Origin of the sequence: Tardisphaera saccharovorans, assembly GCF_046635845.1 — an archaeon.
Taxonomy (GTDB): domain Archaea; phylum Thermoproteota; class Thermoprotei_A; order Marsarchaeales; family UBA168; genus UBA168.
Genome location: NZ_JAQQXN010000001.1, coordinates 543,786 through 558,865, shown reverse-complemented (window position 1 = coordinate 558,865; position 15,080 = coordinate 543,786). Strand labels below are relative to the sequence as shown.

Annotated in this window: 14 protein-coding genes and 1 pseudogene; 10 read left to right on the top strand and 5 right to left on the bottom strand. The window is 54.9% G+C overall.

Translation table 11 applies throughout. The features are described from left to right. Window positions 1–154: 154 nt before the first annotated feature. From PRZ02_RS02775 to PRZ02_RS02765, 3 genes and pseudogenes are all read left to right on the top strand, one after another. Entirely contained in the window at window positions 155–1,027 is an 873-nt protein-coding gene (locus PRZ02_RS02775; RefSeq protein ID WP_449464315.1) for a hypothetical protein, read from the top strand. Beyond that, window positions 1,028–1,993: pseudogene (locus PRZ02_RS02770) on the top strand (methionine synthase); the annotation flags it as partial. It abuts the gene before it with no gap. After that, window positions 1,980–3,053: a glycine cleavage system aminomethyltransferase GcvT gene (locus PRZ02_RS02765; RefSeq protein ID WP_449464314.1), complete on the top strand. Its 1,074-nt coding sequence runs from the start codon at window positions 1,980–1,982 to the stop codon at window positions 3,051–3,053. The pseudogene PRZ02_RS02770 and the gene PRZ02_RS02765, both read left to right, overlap by 14 nt. A gap of 88 nt (window positions 3,054–3,141) precedes the next feature. Here the strand turns inward: PRZ02_RS02765 and PRZ02_RS02760 are convergent, their stop codons facing one another. The 4 genes from PRZ02_RS02760 to PRZ02_RS02745 form a co-directional block, all read right to left on the bottom strand. Next, window positions 3,142–3,636 (bottom strand): magnesium-dependent phosphatase-1, encoded by a 495-nt coding sequence (locus PRZ02_RS02760; RefSeq protein ID WP_449464313.1) that lies wholly within the window; start codon window positions 3,634–3,636, stop codon window positions 3,142–3,144. A gap of 79 nt (window positions 3,637–3,715) precedes the next feature. After that, a complete protein-coding gene (locus PRZ02_RS02755) occupies window positions 3,716–4,726 on the bottom strand; it encodes a glycosyltransferase (RefSeq protein WP_449464312.1) in 1,011 nt (336 codons plus the stop codon). A 22-nt stretch (window positions 4,727–4,748) separates the two neighbouring features. Next, window positions 4,749–6,512, bottom strand: coding sequence for an ABC transporter ATP-binding protein (locus PRZ02_RS02750; RefSeq protein WP_449464311.1), 1,764 nt, complete (start codon window positions 6,510–6,512; stop codon window positions 4,749–4,751). After that, entirely contained in the window at window positions 6,509–7,378 is an 870-nt protein-coding gene (locus PRZ02_RS02745; RefSeq protein WP_449464310.1) for an energy-coupling factor transporter transmembrane component T family protein, read from the bottom strand. Before PRZ02_RS02745 ends, PRZ02_RS02750 begins: the two co-directional genes overlap by 4 nt. Window positions 7,379–7,518: 140 nt before the next feature. Between PRZ02_RS02745 and PRZ02_RS02740 the strand changes: the two genes are divergently transcribed. Genes PRZ02_RS02740 through PRZ02_RS02725 form a run of 4 tightly spaced genes read left to right on the top strand, consistent with a single transcriptional unit; the run spans window position 7,519 to window position 11,830 of the window. Continuing rightward, entirely contained in the window at window positions 7,519–8,229 is a 711-nt protein-coding gene (locus PRZ02_RS02740; RefSeq protein WP_449464309.1) for a phosphoribosyltransferase, read from the top strand. Further along, the gene (guaA, locus tag PRZ02_RS02735) at window positions 8,207–9,727 is read left to right on the top strand and encodes a glutamine-hydrolyzing GMP synthase (RefSeq protein WP_449464434.1); all 1,521 of its coding nucleotides are present in this window, start codon (window positions 8,207–8,209) and stop codon (window positions 9,725–9,727) included. The genes PRZ02_RS02740 and guaA overlap by 23 nt, the downstream gene beginning before the upstream one ends. A gap of 53 nt (window positions 9,728–9,780) precedes the next feature. After that, window positions 9,781–11,199, top strand: a complete 1,419-nt coding sequence (locus tag PRZ02_RS02730) for an amidohydrolase family protein (protein WP_449464308.1) — start codon at window positions 9,781–9,783, stop codon at window positions 11,197–11,199. Continuing rightward, a complete protein-coding gene (locus PRZ02_RS02725; protein ID WP_449464307.1) occupies window positions 11,159–11,830 on the top strand; it encodes a hypothetical protein in 672 nt (223 codons plus the stop codon). The genes PRZ02_RS02730 and PRZ02_RS02725 overlap by 41 nt, the downstream gene beginning before the upstream one ends. A gap of 2 nt (window positions 11,831–11,832) precedes the next feature. On the opposite strand, the gene dcd is transcribed toward PRZ02_RS02725, so the two are convergent. Continuing rightward, entirely contained in the window at window positions 11,833–12,360 is a 528-nt protein-coding gene (dcd, locus tag PRZ02_RS02720) for a dCTP deaminase (protein ID WP_449464433.1), read from the bottom strand. 76 nt (window positions 12,361–12,436) lie between these two features. Here dcd and PRZ02_RS02715 point away from each other — a divergent pair, with 76 nt between their 5' ends. The 3 genes from PRZ02_RS02715 (at window position 12,437) to PRZ02_RS02705 (ending at window position 15,015) form a co-directional block, all read left to right on the top strand. Beyond that, on the top strand, window positions 12,437–12,835 hold the full coding sequence (locus PRZ02_RS02715) for a HEPN domain-containing protein (RefSeq protein WP_449464306.1): 399 nt from the start codon (window positions 12,437–12,439) through the stop codon (window positions 12,833–12,835). Window positions 12,836–12,843: 8 nt separating this feature from the next. After that, the gene (locus PRZ02_RS02710) at window positions 12,844–13,467 is read left to right on the top strand and encodes a DUF998 domain-containing protein (RefSeq protein WP_449464305.1); all 624 of its coding nucleotides are present in this window, start codon (window positions 12,844–12,846) and stop codon (window positions 13,465–13,467) included. A gap of 102 nt (window positions 13,468–13,569) precedes the next feature. Then, on the top strand, window positions 13,570–15,015 hold the full coding sequence (locus PRZ02_RS02705; RefSeq protein ID WP_449464304.1) for a thymidylate synthase: 1,446 nt from the start codon (window positions 13,570–13,572) through the stop codon (window positions 15,013–15,015). Window positions 15,016–15,080: the final 65 nt, after the last annotated feature.

Genomic DNA, 15,080 nt, shown 5'->3' with positions numbered 1-15,080 from the left:
AAACTAAGTAGGTCGCTAATATCGATTTCTCATGCAATAACGTTTAGCCCGAAACCGACTGGAAAAATTCGTGCCGCCGACCCCTTTTTTAACCGCTTACAAATAAGAAGTCGAGTAAGTAGAAAGAGTTATAGGGAAGGTCCGGAAGATCTACATGATTGGAGCGTTACCCGCGCCCTCTTATCCTAGGCCATACGCCTTGGGAGAGGCGCTAAGAAAAAAGAAAAGCAACGTAGAGACACTCCTAAACCGTTACGTTTCAGAATTGGTCGACGCGCAAAAAAAGGCGTCGCTTGACGCCATAACCGACGGAAGGCTCCTCTGGGACAACGTGGTCGAGGGAAGCGCCTCGCTTCTCACCGGCTGGCAAAAAGGAGACCTGACTCGCTTCTTCGACAATAACTACTTTTACAGAAGGCCTATCAAGTCTCAACTTAAACCCTTATCCCTTGAGCCAGAGCTTAAGCTCATGCCGTGGCCTAACAGGCTTTTTACGGTCTTGGGCCCCTTCTCGTTTAGCAAGCTTTCCTCGGGCGAGCCTGCCGTCGACTGGGACTATGCGCGCGCCATATCTACCGTCTTAAACGGGTACGAGGGATGGCTGGCCATCCAGGAGCCCTCCCTTTTAGAGGGAGGATTTCCGGATGACCTGAAAGCCGCGCTTCAGCTCTTTCCTAGCTCAGCTAAAAAGCTCTTGATGGTTTACTTCCGGCCCTTTTCGCCTGTTTACGATAAGCTCCTTGACCTTCCGGTAGACGGACTTTGGCTTGACTGCCTTGCTGACCCTTCGTGGAAGGTCACTTTGAAAGAGCGCGGTCAAAAGCGCATAACGGCGCTGGGATTGATCGACGCGCGGAACACCAGACTGGAAAATCCAGATGACGTGCTTCGCGCCGTCTCATCCATAAATACAACTGGAGAAGTTTACGTTGCTCCTAACTGGGGCTTTGACATACTTCCCTATCCCGTCTCAAAACAGAAGACGAGGGTATTAGGGGCAGTCAAAAGGAGGTCTGAGGTGAGCTAAATGCTGTTTCCCACCAGCGTTATAGGAAGCTATCCGAAGCCAAAGTGGCTGCTGAGAACGCTTTCAAATCCAAAGGCTAGCTCCGAGGAGAAGGCGCGTGCACTGGATGACGCGGTAAGGCTTGTCATAAAGGAGCAAGAGCTGGCAGGCGTTGACATACCTAGTGATGGGGAGATGAGGAGGGTCGAGATGACGGAGTACTTCACAGAGCGCATAGGCGGCTTTACCTTCAAGGGGCCCGTAAGGGTCTGGGGCAATAACTACTTCAACAAGGCGGCCGTCGTTGGCAAGGTGTACTACAAGTCCCCCATGCTGGTTGACGAGTTCCTCTTTGCCAAGCAGTCCACAAGTAAGGGGATAAAGGTGCCCATAACCGGTCCCTATACCATAGCTGACTGGTCCTTCAACGAGTACTACAGGGACAAGAGAGAGTTAGCCCTCGACTTGGCATCCGTCATAAGGCAGGAGGTGCAGTCCTTGGCACGCGTGGGGGCTGACTTCATACAGATAGACGAGCCAGCCATGTCAACGCATCCCGAGGAGGTCCATTGGGCGGTGGAAACCCTAAACGAAGTGGTAAAAGGCATAACCGGAGTAAAGTTCGGAGTTCACATATGTTATGGGAATTATCGCGCCCTATTTCCCCATATCCTTGATGCAAAGGTGGATCAGTTCGCGCTCGAGTTCACAAACAGGAAGTTCCGTGACCTCGACCTCCTCAAGGAGTATTCCTACGACAAGGAGCTGGGGCTCGGAGTGATCGATGTTCACAACAGCAGGATCGAGACCGTAGATGAGGTGAAGTACGGAATAGGAGAGGCGCTCAAGGTGCTTCCTCCGGAGAAGATTTACGTGAACCCGGACTGTGGGCTGAAACTGCTCGACAAAACCGTCGCCTTCGAGAAGCTCAGGGTAATGGTAAGGGGAGCCAGAGAGATGGAGGCCGAGATAAGTGGGAACGGAAAGCGGCGAGGGCCTGAAGACGCCTCTGGCCCAGCTAGAGGAGGGGCTTGGGGCGAGGTTTCAGGATTTTCATGGCTGGCTTACTCCCCTTTACTTTTCTTCCATATCGTCGGAGGCTCTGGCCGTCAGGAACTCAGCTGGCATATTCGACGTTTCTCACATGGGAAGGCTCTTCATCCCAGCTGAAAGCACGGACAAGCTAGGAGAACTCTTCACGAACAACGTGGAGTCGACGAAGATCGGCAGGATGAAGTACTCCTTCATGCTTCGCGATGACGGCACCATAATAGACGACGTCGTCTCCTACGGGCTTGAGGACGGAATACTTCTTGTTGTGAACGCTTCCGCTTACGACGAGGACGTGGCATGGCTCAAGGGGCATGGAGTAACCGTGGAGGAAGTGACGGGCGAAACCGCCATGATCGCAGTTCAGGGGCCGTCATCCCCATCCATGGCCACGTCGCTGGGCTTCGGCCTTGGCCAGTGGTTTTCTTTCCAGCCCCTAAATGGATGGGAGCGGTGCTGGAGCGAAGGCATAGTTTCAAGGTCCGGGTATACCGGTGAGGACGGCTTTGAGGTCATTGGCTCTCCAGAACTGGTAAGAGAGGTTTACAGGAAGGCGCTGGCCCTTGGGGCATCGCCAGCCGGCTTGGGCGCGCGCGACGTATTGCGCATAGAGGCGGGATACACCCTTTCAGGGGTAGAAACCTCCAGCAGAACGCCCTTGGACATAGGTGGAGCGCGCTTCATAAAGTGGGAAAAGGACTTCATCGGCAAGCGGGCGATCGAGGGGAAAAGGGAAAGATCGCTTTTCGGCTTCGTAGCTGATAAGGGCATACCAAGGACCGGCTTCGTCTCAGAGCTGGCGCTCATAACCTCGGGCACATTTAGCCCCACTTTAAAGAAAGGGATTGCCCTAGCGATTCCAGAAGACGGCGCTCCACCTTCGGGCACCCCCATGACGTTCACCGATCCCACCACGAATAAAAGCATAAGCGGGAAGGCCGTCGACCTTCCTTTCGTGCCCTGGCGTTATCCAATGCGCCGAAGCCCTGGCACATGAAATCTACGGTCGCGTTAGAGGAGGGCTTCCGTCGCTAGCTCGCTTACCAAAAGGGATTTTATCAGGTTGATAATCACCTGGTCAAAAACTAGCCCGTGTTCAGGAGCATTTTCTTGAGCGCGGCATATGACTGGAAGTCCACTCCGTAGACGAGGCCTAGAACCTCGGGAAATGCTGACTTGACCCTTTGCACCATGACATCCCTGTCGTCGATGAAAACCGTCTCTTTCTGCGATATGTGTATCCCGTCCTTGGCGAAGTCGGCGTATATCTCCTTCAGCATGACGTCCTTGTAAGGGTGCGGCTGGATCTTCGGGTGAGTGAAGTAACCCAACAGGCCCAGCCCCTCCAAGACCTTTGAGGGTAATGCGGGATCGTTCCAGCTGGCCAACGAAAGGTAAATGCCGCTTTCGCTGCACGCGTCCAGGAAGTCCCTAATGCCTTCTCTAAGCCTTATGGTTGTACCGTCCCCTGAGAAGAAGCAGTCCTTGCCCAGCTTTATGGGTCCTGGCAGGGCAGAGGACGTCTTCGGGTAATCCCATATGGTGCCGTCTATGTCCAGCACCACTAGCCTATAGCCCATCTTGTGTGAAAAGCTGCGTCCCGTTATAAGCTGCTCGCTTGAGAGTAGGCGAGAGGAGTCGCGCTCGGATGTGGTGAAATCAGCGCGCGGACAGCAGATCTTGGTAAAAGTCCATCGTCTTCTTGACCGTTCTCTCCCACGTAAAGCCGCGCGCGTAGGTAACCGCAGCCACCCCTGCATGGTGAGGGTTGTCTAAAAGCTCAATAGCGTGGTCGACCAGCCCGCTTTCATCGGCAACCGTGGCGTAAGCAGACGTAACCCTCGGTATGCGAGCGGAACTGGGAACGAGAACGGGCGTGCCGACGGCAAGCGACTCCAGTATGGGAAGCCCGAAGCCCTCCGCCTTAACCACGTGAAGAAGGGCAGCAACATGGCTCAAGGCAAGCGCGAGAAGATCATCGCTCAAGTCGACGTGAAGCACGATGTCACGCCTTACGCCAAATTTCTCGCTTTCTGACCAAACTAGACGAGAGTCAGCGCGCGACGTGAACACGTGAAGTCTGCAATCCCTTCTCTTCCTTATGTACGAGAAAACGCGCATCAGCCCCGTCAAGTCCTTGTGCTTGTTGTGAACTAGGCCCACGAACGCCAGATCTGAGCGCTCCGAGGAATAGGGATCGACCCTTAGGAAGGCCTCCGCTACGCCCAGGGATATCACGCTCTGGAGCTTTGAGCCATCCCAGACTTCGTGCGATTCAGCGTAAGCGCGCAGCTCGTCTCTTGTCTCATCGCTGCTGTAGATCATGCCAAGGGCCCTCCGGTAATTGCGCATGGAAAGATGAAAAAGCGCGCGATCCGCAGCGCTTCCGTACCGCAGCGGAAAGAGGTCGTGCCACGTCATAACTGCCCTTGCCCCAGTCGGCAAGGCCATGGGGACGTACGAGCTGGTGAGATGCATTAGGTCCACGTGCCCCTTGAGAGCAAGGGCTCTTGCGCTCATGATTGGAAACGATAGAGCGTAGGAGGTAAGCCCTCCGCCGGCTTCAACTCCAAGCAGGAGAGCGTAGGACCTTCCCAGGCGATTGATCAGCTCCTTGGCGTACCTTCCAGTTCCTCCCTTGAAGCCCTGCGCGGCAATGGCAACCCTCATACCCCATAAGTGGGCATCGCACTTATGCCTTATTCAGCTCGCTTTCGCCTGTCAGCATCTGCTCGCGTCCGATCGCGGCCTCCCATTCCGCCACGTTCATGAGCACGGGAAAGCCGGGTTCTTGCCTCCTCATAGCGTAGCTCAGTTGCACCAAGCCAGGCGCCATGACTCCTGCACGAGAGACGTTGGCTGGATTGGAGAAGAAATCTCTGGTGCTTCCCGTGTAGATAACCCTTCCTCCTGCCATGGCGACAACCTGCTTGGCATATTCTGCAACTAAAGTCATGTCATGGGTTATTGCGATCACGGTTGTACCCCTTGAGTTCAGCAGGGCAAGAAGCCGCATGATGTCCTGCGACATACGGAAGTCCTGACCCGTTGTGGGCTCGTCAACTATGATTATGGGAGGACGCATGGCCATCACCGAAGCCAGTCCTAACCTCCTCTTCTCTCCCTTGCCGAGGAACATGGGATCCTCATCCAATTTTTCTAGAAGCCCTACCTCAGAAAGCGACTGCCTTATCCTCTCCTCCACCTCTTCTTCCTCCAGTCCCATGTTCCTGAGCCCGTACGCGACTTCGTCGTGAACGCTGCGCGTGAATATCTGGTTATCGGGATTCTGGAAGACGTACCCCACGAGCCCGTGGATGACCCCCCGAACGCGCTTGTCATTTAGGTCGTGTCCCATGACGCGGACGGTGCCCTCGTACTTCTTGTATATACCAGCCACGACGCGCGCAAGCGTCGTCTTTCCAGAGCCGTTTTGACCGATGAGTGCCACAAATGCCTGCCTCTGCAACCTGAGGTCGATTCCCCTGAGGGCGTGGGTTCCGTCCTCGTACCAGAAGTTGAGGGCGTTTACCTCAATCGCTGACTCATTATCCTCAGTTTCCTGCGCGGATGGCAGTTCCGGGTAAAGCTTTGCGCTTGATAAAGCCCTTTCCATCTCCTCTACGGTAAAGGGAACCCTTCCCCCATAAGTTATGCCAGTAGCCCATGCCATGCGGCTGACCTCTGGGAGATAAATGCCGTGTTTGCTCAGCTCGTCAACTCTCGAGTAAACGTCCGCGGTGGAGCCAATCATGACTTGCCTGCCCTCGTCCAGCACGAGGACCCTGTCGGCAAACTTCAGCACCACGTCAGGGTTGTGCTCCACAAGGACAAGGGTTAGGTCGTGCTCCTTGTGGACTTCGTCTATGGCCTGGATAACGCTGAGCTTGCCAGCCGGGTCCAAGTCGGAGGTTGGCTCATCCAATATGAGCACATCAGGCGCCATGGCCAAGAACGAAGCTATGGCCACCCTCTGCTTCTGCCCTCCCGAAAGCTCAGATGGATGCACCTTATCAGCGATGTGCCAAAGCGAACCCAGACCCACGATCTCGAGCGCTTCCTTGGCCCTTTTCTCTATCTCGTCCTGAGGCAAGCCCATCATCTGCATCCCAAAGGAAACCTCGTGAAGGAGATCCATGCGGAGAAACTGGTTTTCGGGGTCTTGCAACAGCAGGCCAACCCTGGCCCTGCGCCTGCGTGAAGGGTCCTCTCCCATCACGCTTACTTGGCCCTTCATATGGCTCGGCAGCAGCTCCTGAGGTATTTTGAATATGGTGGGAATTATGCCCGTAAGCGCGTAGCATAGCGTGGTCTTTCCCGCACCAGACGGCCCAACCACGGCGAAGAACTCGCCACGATCGACGGAAAAGGAAATCCCCTTCAGCACGTAGTCGGTTTCGAGTCCCTCGTAAGAGGGATAGCGCCACCAAAGGTCGTTTACCTCGATCGCCCTCAACTCAGGTGCACCCCCAGAAGCACGGTGAAGCTGTGCCCAAGCACAAGGGTGTAAACGCAGAGCGCGGCCAGCACCAAAAACGTCGCATAATCAGCAATGGAGAAGCCACGGGTTTCCCTAAAGTTGGTCACGCTTGAAGCCTCCTCAAAGCCGCGGGCCTGCAGGGCAACCCCCATCTCAGTTGACCTCCTTATCATGGAGGCTATGAGGGGAACGGAGGTATAGCCCAGGTCGATCAGTTTGTGGAAAAGCCCCCTTTTTACCACGCCCGACCTGGCCTCCTGCGCCATCCTTATGCTCTCGTAGTCGTTCATCATCGTGTTCAGGTTCCTAAGCGTTAAGGCAAGGAAGAACGCCTGCTTGAACTTGAAGCCCAACTGAAGCAGCGCTCCCATGATCTCAGAGTCGCGCGTGGTCAAGAGAAATAGGAAAGCCGAGTATATCATAACGGCGTAGCCAAGCGCCTTTGACGCCGCCACCTCTAAAGATGTGATCGAAATGGGAAGCACAAACCCAAGCAGGTCTGCTTTGGGACCAGGAAGAGAAGGGTTAAAGACCGCCCACCACAGGAACTCTCCCGCTAGCACTGGGACCGCCATCACCAAGTACGATGAGAAAAGGTACTTTGTGGTCCCAGCCATGGCGAGCAGGATCACGACGGCCGCAAGCAACAGGCACAGCCCCACGAGATCTGGGCCTCCTTTGGCAGGCGGAAGGTCGAACATGAAAATGGAGACCGCCGAGAGAACAAATATAAGTGCTAGCTTCGTCAGCACGTGTAACTTCTCCACGGGTGTCCCGAGCTTCATGGAAAACAGGAAGCTCTTGACGTACTTTTTGTCCGACCGATCAAGGTCTGAGCTCACGTTAACCACCTCAAAGGCGCGCTTTTGCGGCGCCCCTCATATACAAACATATGTAATCGGATCAAGCCGATATAAGGGTTTTTTAACAATCTTATGTCATACCCCGGAGACACGCTTAAATTCCGAAACTTGGACGACCCATGGAAGGCTTTCAGAACGTCTTCATAAAGCCAAGCTACGACGAGGTCAGGGATCTAGCGTATGAACTGTTCTTGAAGATAAGGTCCTCGGGCTATTCAGAGGAAGTTGACGTAGCGCTGGGGAGAGGTGGGCTATTTGCAATGCGGGCGCTTCAGGACTACTACGTTTGCGCCGGAAGAAAGGTACCATACGTGGTGGTGAGCGCCGAGAGGTACTCCGGCGTTGGAAGAGAGAGCGCCAAGGAGTTGCGGATGTCACAGCTCCCAGCGGATGACGTTAGGGGGAAATCGGTACTGGTAGTCGATGACGTGGCCGATACTGGGACAACGTTGAGTAGGGCCGTCAGCGCCTGTTACAAGGCAGGGGCCCTCAAGGTGATGTCTGCCGTCATACACTTAAAGCCCTGGAGCTCCTACAAGCCCGATTTCTACGCTCAGAAGACCGACGCGTGGATCATATACCCTTGGAACGTCTATGAGACCCTTAGGCAGATGGTCGAGGAGATGATGCAGAAGGGCATCGCTCCTTCCCGTGCCGCGGAACAGTTAAGCGGCAGGGCCAACATAATCCCTGCGGAGCTTCGCAGGCTCAAGGATTTGATATCGTTCTCAGGCGACTCAGAGCTGGTGCGCTACGTGGACGAGGTGCTAAATGCCTACCGAGGTGAGCGTGGTGAGCGAGGAGAAAATGGAGGAAGTGCTCGTGATTAACTTCGGTGGACAGTACGCTCACATGATAGCCCGCAGGGTTAGGCAGCTGGGGGTTTTCAGCGAGCTGGTGAACCCTCGCGACCTAACCCCATCCCTACTTGAGTTAAAGAACGCGAGGGCGATCATCCTGTCGGGAGGGCCCAGCAGCGTCTACGAACCTTCCGCTCCAAAGGTGGACCCATGGGTTTTCTCGGCAGGCCTTCCAACGCTTGGAATATGCTACGGCTTTCAGCTGGCGGCGAAGCTAATGGGAGGGGACGTGAGCAAGGGCGAGGGCGAGTACGGCCCCACTAGGATATCGGTAGAAAGCTCTCCTCTTTTCGAGGGATGGGAGAAAACCGAGATCGTTTGGATGAGCCATGCCGACATGGTCACGCGCCCTCCGCCGAGCGCCAAGGTCGTTGCCAAATCTGAGAAGGGTTACGTGGCTGCCCTCGAGTTCGGCACTCAAGTCTTCGGCGTGCAGTTTCACCCCGAGGTAGCCCATACGCCCAAGGGTATGACCCTGCTATCAAACTTCCTCTTCAAGATATCGGGGATTAAGCCCTCCTGGAACGCCTCAAGTGCTATCGATACCGCTGTCAACGAGATCAGGCATAAGGTAAAGAGCGGAGAAAAGGTATTCTGTGCCGTGAGCGGAGGAGTTGACTCGACGGTCTCCGCTCTCATAGCTAAAAAAGCCGTTGGCGATGACTTGGTCACGGTCTTCGTGGATCACGGGCTGCTTAGGGAGGAGGAGGCTGAAGAGGTAATGCAAACGCTAACTGGACTTGGGTTGAAGCCCAAGAGGGTTGACGCCTCAGCCCTGTTCTTGAATGCGCTAAAGGGGATAAGCGACCCAGAGGAGAAGAGGAAGGTGATAGGCGAACTCTTCGGGAGGGTCTTCGAGGACATCCTGAGCTCTGATCCATCCATACGCTGGCTCGTTCAAGGAACCACTTATCCGGACGTAGTTGAGAGCGGCGAGCAGAGCCTTGCGGAAAGGATAAAGTCGCACCACAACGTGGCAGGGCTTCCTCCTCGGCTGACCAAGAGGGTTGGCCTGCTCGAGCCCCTCCGTTACCTCTACAAGGACGAGGTGAGGGCCATGGCGCGTGAGCTCGGCGCCGCCAACGTGGCCGCTAGGCAGCCCTTCCCCGGCCCCGGCCTAGCGGTTCGCGTCATAGGGGAGGTCACACAAGAAAAGTTGCTTACGGTGAGGAAGGCATCAAGGATAGTCGAGGAGGAAGTCAGGGCCAGCGGCATCCAAGTATGGCAGGCTTTCGCTGTGGTTGGAGATGACAGGTGGGTCGGCGTCAAAGGGGATAAAAGAGAAGAAGGACGCATTGTAACCGTGAGGGTTGTCACGAGCGAGGACGGCATGACCGCGGATTGGGCTCGGCTTCCCCATGACCTGATCGCCAAGATAGCTAACAGGATAACGAGCGAGGTACAAGGTGTATCCATGGTGACCTTTGCCGTCTCGCCTAAGCCGCCCTCCACCATCGAGCCCTGCTAGGGTTTTACACGCATATGTAAAATAATCCTTAAATTCAATGGCGCGCTCTACATATGGTTGTAGAAGAAGCGGACGTTTTAATCAAGTCAACCGACGTTTTGACGCTAAATGGCCCTGGTTACGCGAAAGGCGTGGACCTGGCCATCAAAGGAGGAAGGATCTCGAACGTGGGAAAGGACCTCAAGTACGACGCCAGGTCAACAATTAACGGTAAGGGAAAGCTCTTCATGCCCGGCCTCGTGGATGCCCATACCCATCCCTTTCAGATATTCCTCAGGGGTGCGCTGCGCGCAAGCGGCCTAAAAGTCCACCCTTTTTGGTTAAAAGTCCTCGTCCCTTTTGAGGCAGAGATGAACGAAAGGGAGGGAAGGGTAAGCGCCGAGCTGGCTGCCCTTAACATGATCAAGAAGGGCATAACCGGATTCATAGATGCCGGCGGTCCCTATCCAGAGGTAATGGCCGAGGTCGCGGACACCTCTGGCCTTAGGGCAAGGGTTACTTACTCAACCATGGATCAAGGCCCCGAGAGCTACGTTCACACACCCGAAGACAACAGGAACTTGGTAAGGAAGTGGAGCAAAGGAAGGGTAAGGGGATGGTACTCTGTGCGTCAAATAATGGTTTCGAGCGAGGAGCTCATGCGCAAGACCGCTGAGTACGCCAAAGAGGACGGAGCAGGAATAACGCTTCACATAGCCGAAGAGGCAAGCGAGGTGGACTACGCCGTCAACAAGTGGGGAAAGAGACCCGTTGAGCTTCTCAATCACGTGGGACTACTCTCATCAGGCTCGGTTTTAGCTCATTCCGCTTTCCTAAGCGAAAACGACGTAAAGCTCATAGCGGCCGCGAGGGCTTCTGTGGCTCACTGCCCCTTCATCAACTTAACTCACATGAACTTCCCAAAGGTAAAGGAGATGATCGAGGCCGGTGTCAACGTTGCGCTGGGAAGCGATGGCGGCAGCATGAGAGCGCTTGACCTGTTCACGGAGATCAACGTAATGATAGCCGGTCACACGGCCTACTACGGTACGCCCTACATGGATTACGACGTGATATCCCCTCTCGACGCGCTGGTCATGGCGTCGTCAGCCGGCGCAGCCGCCATGATGGAAAAGGACCTGGGCTCGATATCTCCTGGCAAGGTCGCTGACCTCATATCAGTGGATATGAAGAGGCCCGGCCTTATGCCGATGTACAATCCGACATCAGTCCCTCTGTTCGCCACCGGAAGCGACGTTTCAGACGTCATCATCGACGGCAAGCCAGTCATGCTTGACGGAAAGGTCCTAACTCTGGATGAACAGAAGATAGCCGAAGAGGTTGACGAAGTTTACCCGGAAGTTCAGGAAAGGCTGAGGAAGTACGCTGCAAGGCGAGGGATAATACACGAGTATGTAAAATTATCCTTAAATATTTGGCCAGATCTTACATATGGGTGTAAAATCCTATCCTTGGTTGAAGTACGGGCTTAGCTGGAAGCCAAGACCCATAAGCACTGTCCAGTACACGCTCTTCGCAACTCAGGTTGGCGTTCTCGCCATACTGAGCTACTTGAGCGTGGCGCTGCTCGGCCCGCTGGCCTACGCGGGCGTCTCGTTCTTTTACTTTGCTTACGCCTTTTACATAGTATTCGCGCTGTGGTGGGGGCTCTACGGCATAATGGCCTCCTATCTCGGTAGCGTCATATCGGGATTTCTCCTGGGAACCGGACTAGTACCCAACCTTTTGGGGAGCCTGCCAAACCTTATAGGCCCGCTGGCCGCCTTCGTCATATGGAGGGGAGTGCTCGCCAAGAGGGGGCTCGATCCGCTCATGAGGGATCTTACCGACAAGAGGGTACAGGGCATTCCCTCTAAAACCAAGCAGCAGTGGTTCTGGCACGTCCTCATAAACGTTGGCGTGTTCAACGTTGCAGGAGCTTTCATGTACGTTTCCCTGTTCGTTGCCATGGGCCTGATACCTGCGGGAGCTTACTGGATATGGTGGGCCGGATGGGTCGCCGGGGACGTGATACCCCTTACGGTCATCCTTCCCCTGCTCACAAAAACGCTCTCTCCGGTTGTGGAAAGGTCGGGCTTGGTAAACCTGGGTTGGCTTTCCTGAACTCACACTTTTTTTGGGAGTGTGACTCCTCTCTGGCCCGAGTAGTACCCAGCGTAAGGCCTCTCAACTCTGCTTAGCGTCCTTGCGAAGACAACGTGGGCAAACCTTTGGCCAGGGCTCAACTTAATGGCGTAGGGTGCGTTGTTAACTACCTCAAGGGTTATGGTTCCCTGAAAGCCCGCGTCCACTATGGTCGGCGGTATTGAGAGACCGTGACGAGCCCAAGTGCTCCTCAACTCCACGAAACCCATGAGGTCATCGGGCATGCCGACGTACTCAAGCGTTGACAGGAGAACCTGCTCTCCCGCGGCAATGATGAGGGATCCCGATCTCGCAACGCTGTAGGCCCTCTGCACCGAGGCCTCGTCCGAAGGATCAAGCACGAAGTCCTTCGCCTGGAGGTTATGCCTCGCGATCTCGTCGGAAAGCCTTAGGTCAACGCCGTTTTCCCTTATGGTGTCCTGCGAAAACGGATCGATGCGGAGCCTTCCACTTTTTATCATGTTGCCGAGGTCGAAGTCCGAGAGCATCAACTCAAAGCCTTAGCTCAACGTGATATAAACCTGTTGTTGTAAAAAGGCTTTTAACTACTTGTAGTCCACGCATATGAGCGAGGACGCGTTAAGAGAAAGGGCGTCTTTCTTCTTTGAGCTTGCCAAGGACGAAGAAAGCAGGGGAAAAGGAGACTCTGCGATGCTGCACTGCGCGCAGGCTGTTCAGGCCGCCCTGAAGCTCTACATCTCAAGCCAGGGAAGAGAGGTTCCTGGCACGTTCGCCATATCGTCGCTCTTTGAGGCCATTAAGGACAAGCCCGACCTGTACACCGTGTTCGAGAAGCAAAAGCGCTACTTCGACCTCATGGATGACGCCTACTACGGTTGCAGGCAATTCCCCTCCGTTTACGCGCCCGATGACGTGAAGGCGGCACTATCGGCCGCGGCAGCCGTTATGACTATCACCTTGGCCGTTGGCGGTGGCTTGCCACGTCAAATGACCGCGCGCTGAAGCTCCTCTTGCTCGCGGGAGTAGCGGGCTCCGCTTACGTGTGGATCATCATAGCCATAAGCATGGGCTTAAACCCTTGGTTTTCGATCAAGACCGGGGCGTTCAGCGATCTAGGTGGGCCTAAAGCCTATGATGCATGGGTCTACAACGTGATGGGCATGATGATGACCTCCGCGCTGCTGATGACGTTCTCTTGCTCGTTGGTCGCGCTTTCTGAAAACAAGGTCGAGACCGTTGGCTCGGCTTTCTTCATCATTGCATCCCTCTTTCTTTTTCTCATAGGATACTTTCACGAGGGGACGTATCCTCATGTCTTCGTTTCCGAGTTCTTCTTCGCGCAAAGCGACGTATCCATAGGCACGTTCGGGCTTGGGTTGCTTTTGGAAAAGCGGCAGGGACTTGGGTCTTTTTCCGTTGCGCTGTCAGTAGTCGCGCCCGCTATAGCCGTAGCTCTGACATGGCCCTCCACGGCCATCCTCGAGGCCTTTGGTATAGGTTGCATAGAGCTTTGGGTCGTGCTCACGTCGCTGAATCTCTGGCGCCACGCGCGACCTCAACCGGGTCGCGGATATTCGGGTTTCCCTGTCCTGTTGGAGCTAGCGCAGCCGGCGCGTTCCCTGTGCGCTCAATGACGTGCGTTTGCCCAATCACCGACCAAGCAACGAGCCGCGCGAGCTCCGCGGCTCACCCACACCTCTAACCATATCCATAAATTCATGGCCCGCCCTATTTTCATGGACTGGCCGCTCTATTACAAGGACCAGCTTGTGCTCTTAAATGAGAGATCGCCCATAGCCCTTTGCACGCTTTGGACAAAGAAGGAGGAATACCTACCCTACGTGAAAAAGGAGAAGCTGGCACTGGTGGGCAACCTTTACACCGTGGACGGCATAAGTTACATCCTAATGAACGTGCTAGCCAAGCCGACCATTAAGCACATCGTGCTGGTAGGCCATGACCTCACGGGGTCTGGAGAGGCGCTGCTAAGGCTAGTAAGCGAAGGAATCGACGAAGACGGAAGGATAAGGGGATTAAGGGCTTACGTTCACCAGTCCATAGGCAAAGAACACGTGGAGACCTTTAGAAAGCACGTGAAGGTATACGACCTGAGAGGAGCTCTGCCAAAGGATTCTGCCCGGATAAATGCTCTCATCGACTCCATTGAGGGAGACGGGGCCCCCTTCTGCGAGCCCATGGTCATCGAGGAGAAGGCCACCCCGTCCGAATCGCAGGGAGTGGAAAGCGCCGTTCACGTCATAAGGGGAAGATCGCTCGTTGAGGTATGGGTAAGGCTTCTGGATTCGGTCATGAAGTTCGGGGAGGTGAAGATGTCAGAGTACAACGTCGAGCAACGCGAGCTGCTAGACGCCGTTTCCGTGGTAACCGAAGACGGGACGTTGCCTTCATCGATTCCCTTCGGGGAAGCTGAGCTTAGGGCGTACTCTCAGAAGTTCTTCTCCAAGGAAAAGCCCGAAGGAGTGGATTACACTTACGGCAACAGACTCTTCGCGTACGCAAGAGAGGGAGTTCAGGACAAGAGCAGTCAAGAGCTAAAAGAAGTGATAGACCAGATAAGCGCGGCCGAAGAAAAGCTAAGGACGCACCCGTACACCAGGCGCGCGGTGGCCGTGACGTGGAGGCCCGAGATTGACGTAACGTCGTCCAATCCCCCATGCCTCATGGAGATCAGCTGGAACGTCAAGTTCGGTAGGCTTTACCAGACAGCCACGTTCAGGAGTCATGACGTCTTCGGAGCTTGGCTTCTCAACGCCTACGCCCTCAGGGAACTTCAGAAGAGAATGGCAGCCGATTTGGGCATGCCCTGCGGGGACATGATCGTGGTTTCAGTTAGCGCGCACATCTACAAGAACAACTGGGCTCAGGCAAGAGACGTCATAGAGAAGAACAGGTACGGCTATCGCCTTGAAACGGATCCCAAGGGGTACTTTCTCATAGAGGTCGATCGCTTGCGGTCAGTCATTAGGGCTAAGCATAAGTTCAACGACGGCAAAGATTCGGGATACGTGTTCGAAGGGCGCAGCGCGGATGAGATATACAAGCGCATAATCAATGAGGGACTTGTCTCTTACATGGATCATGCCGCCTACCTAGGAAGGGAACTGCAGAGGGCGAAGCAAGCGCTCGATGAAGGAAAGGCCTACGTTCAAGATGAATCGTGATAGAAAACCCTGTAAGGCCCTCGAAGGTCCCTTCAATAGGGTATTGCTACTTATCGGCGAGATCC

Excerpts from the sequence above, each read along its gene's own strand:
- guaA (WP_449464434.1), top strand. The coding sequence starts at position 8,207 with ATGGAGGAAGTGCTCGTGATTAACTTCGGTGGACAGTACGCTCACATG.
- PRZ02_RS02730 (WP_449464308.1), top strand. The coding sequence starts at position 9,781 with ATGGTTGTAGAAGAAGCGGACGTTTTAATCAAGTCAACCGACGTTTTG.
- PRZ02_RS02740 (WP_449464309.1), top strand. The coding sequence starts at position 7,519 with ATGGAAGGCTTTCAGAACGTCTTCATAAAGCCAAGCTACGACGAGGTC.
- PRZ02_RS02705 (WP_449464304.1), top strand. The coding sequence starts at position 13,570 with ATGGACTGGCCGCTCTATTACAAGGACCAGCTTGTGCTCTTAAATGAG.
- PRZ02_RS02725 (WP_449464307.1), top strand. The coding sequence starts at position 11,159 with ATGGGTGTAAAATCCTATCCTTGGTTGAAGTACGGGCTTAGCTGGAAG.
- PRZ02_RS02755 (WP_449464312.1), bottom strand. The coding sequence starts at position 4,726 with ATGAGGGTTGCCATTGCCGCGCAGGGCTTCAAGGGAGGAACTGGAAGG.
- PRZ02_RS02760 (WP_449464313.1), bottom strand. The coding sequence starts at position 3,636 with ATGGGCTATAGGCTAGTGGTGCTGGACATAGACGGCACCATATGGGAT.
- dcd (WP_449464433.1), bottom strand. The coding sequence starts at position 12,360 with ATGCTCTCGGACTTCGACCTCGGCAACATGATAAAAAGTGGAAGGCTC.
- PRZ02_RS02715 (WP_449464306.1), top strand. The coding sequence starts at position 12,437 with ATGAGCGAGGACGCGTTAAGAGAAAGGGCGTCTTTCTTCTTTGAGCTT.
- PRZ02_RS02775 (WP_449464315.1), top strand. The coding sequence starts at position 155 with ATGATTGGAGCGTTACCCGCGCCCTCTTATCCTAGGCCATACGCCTTG.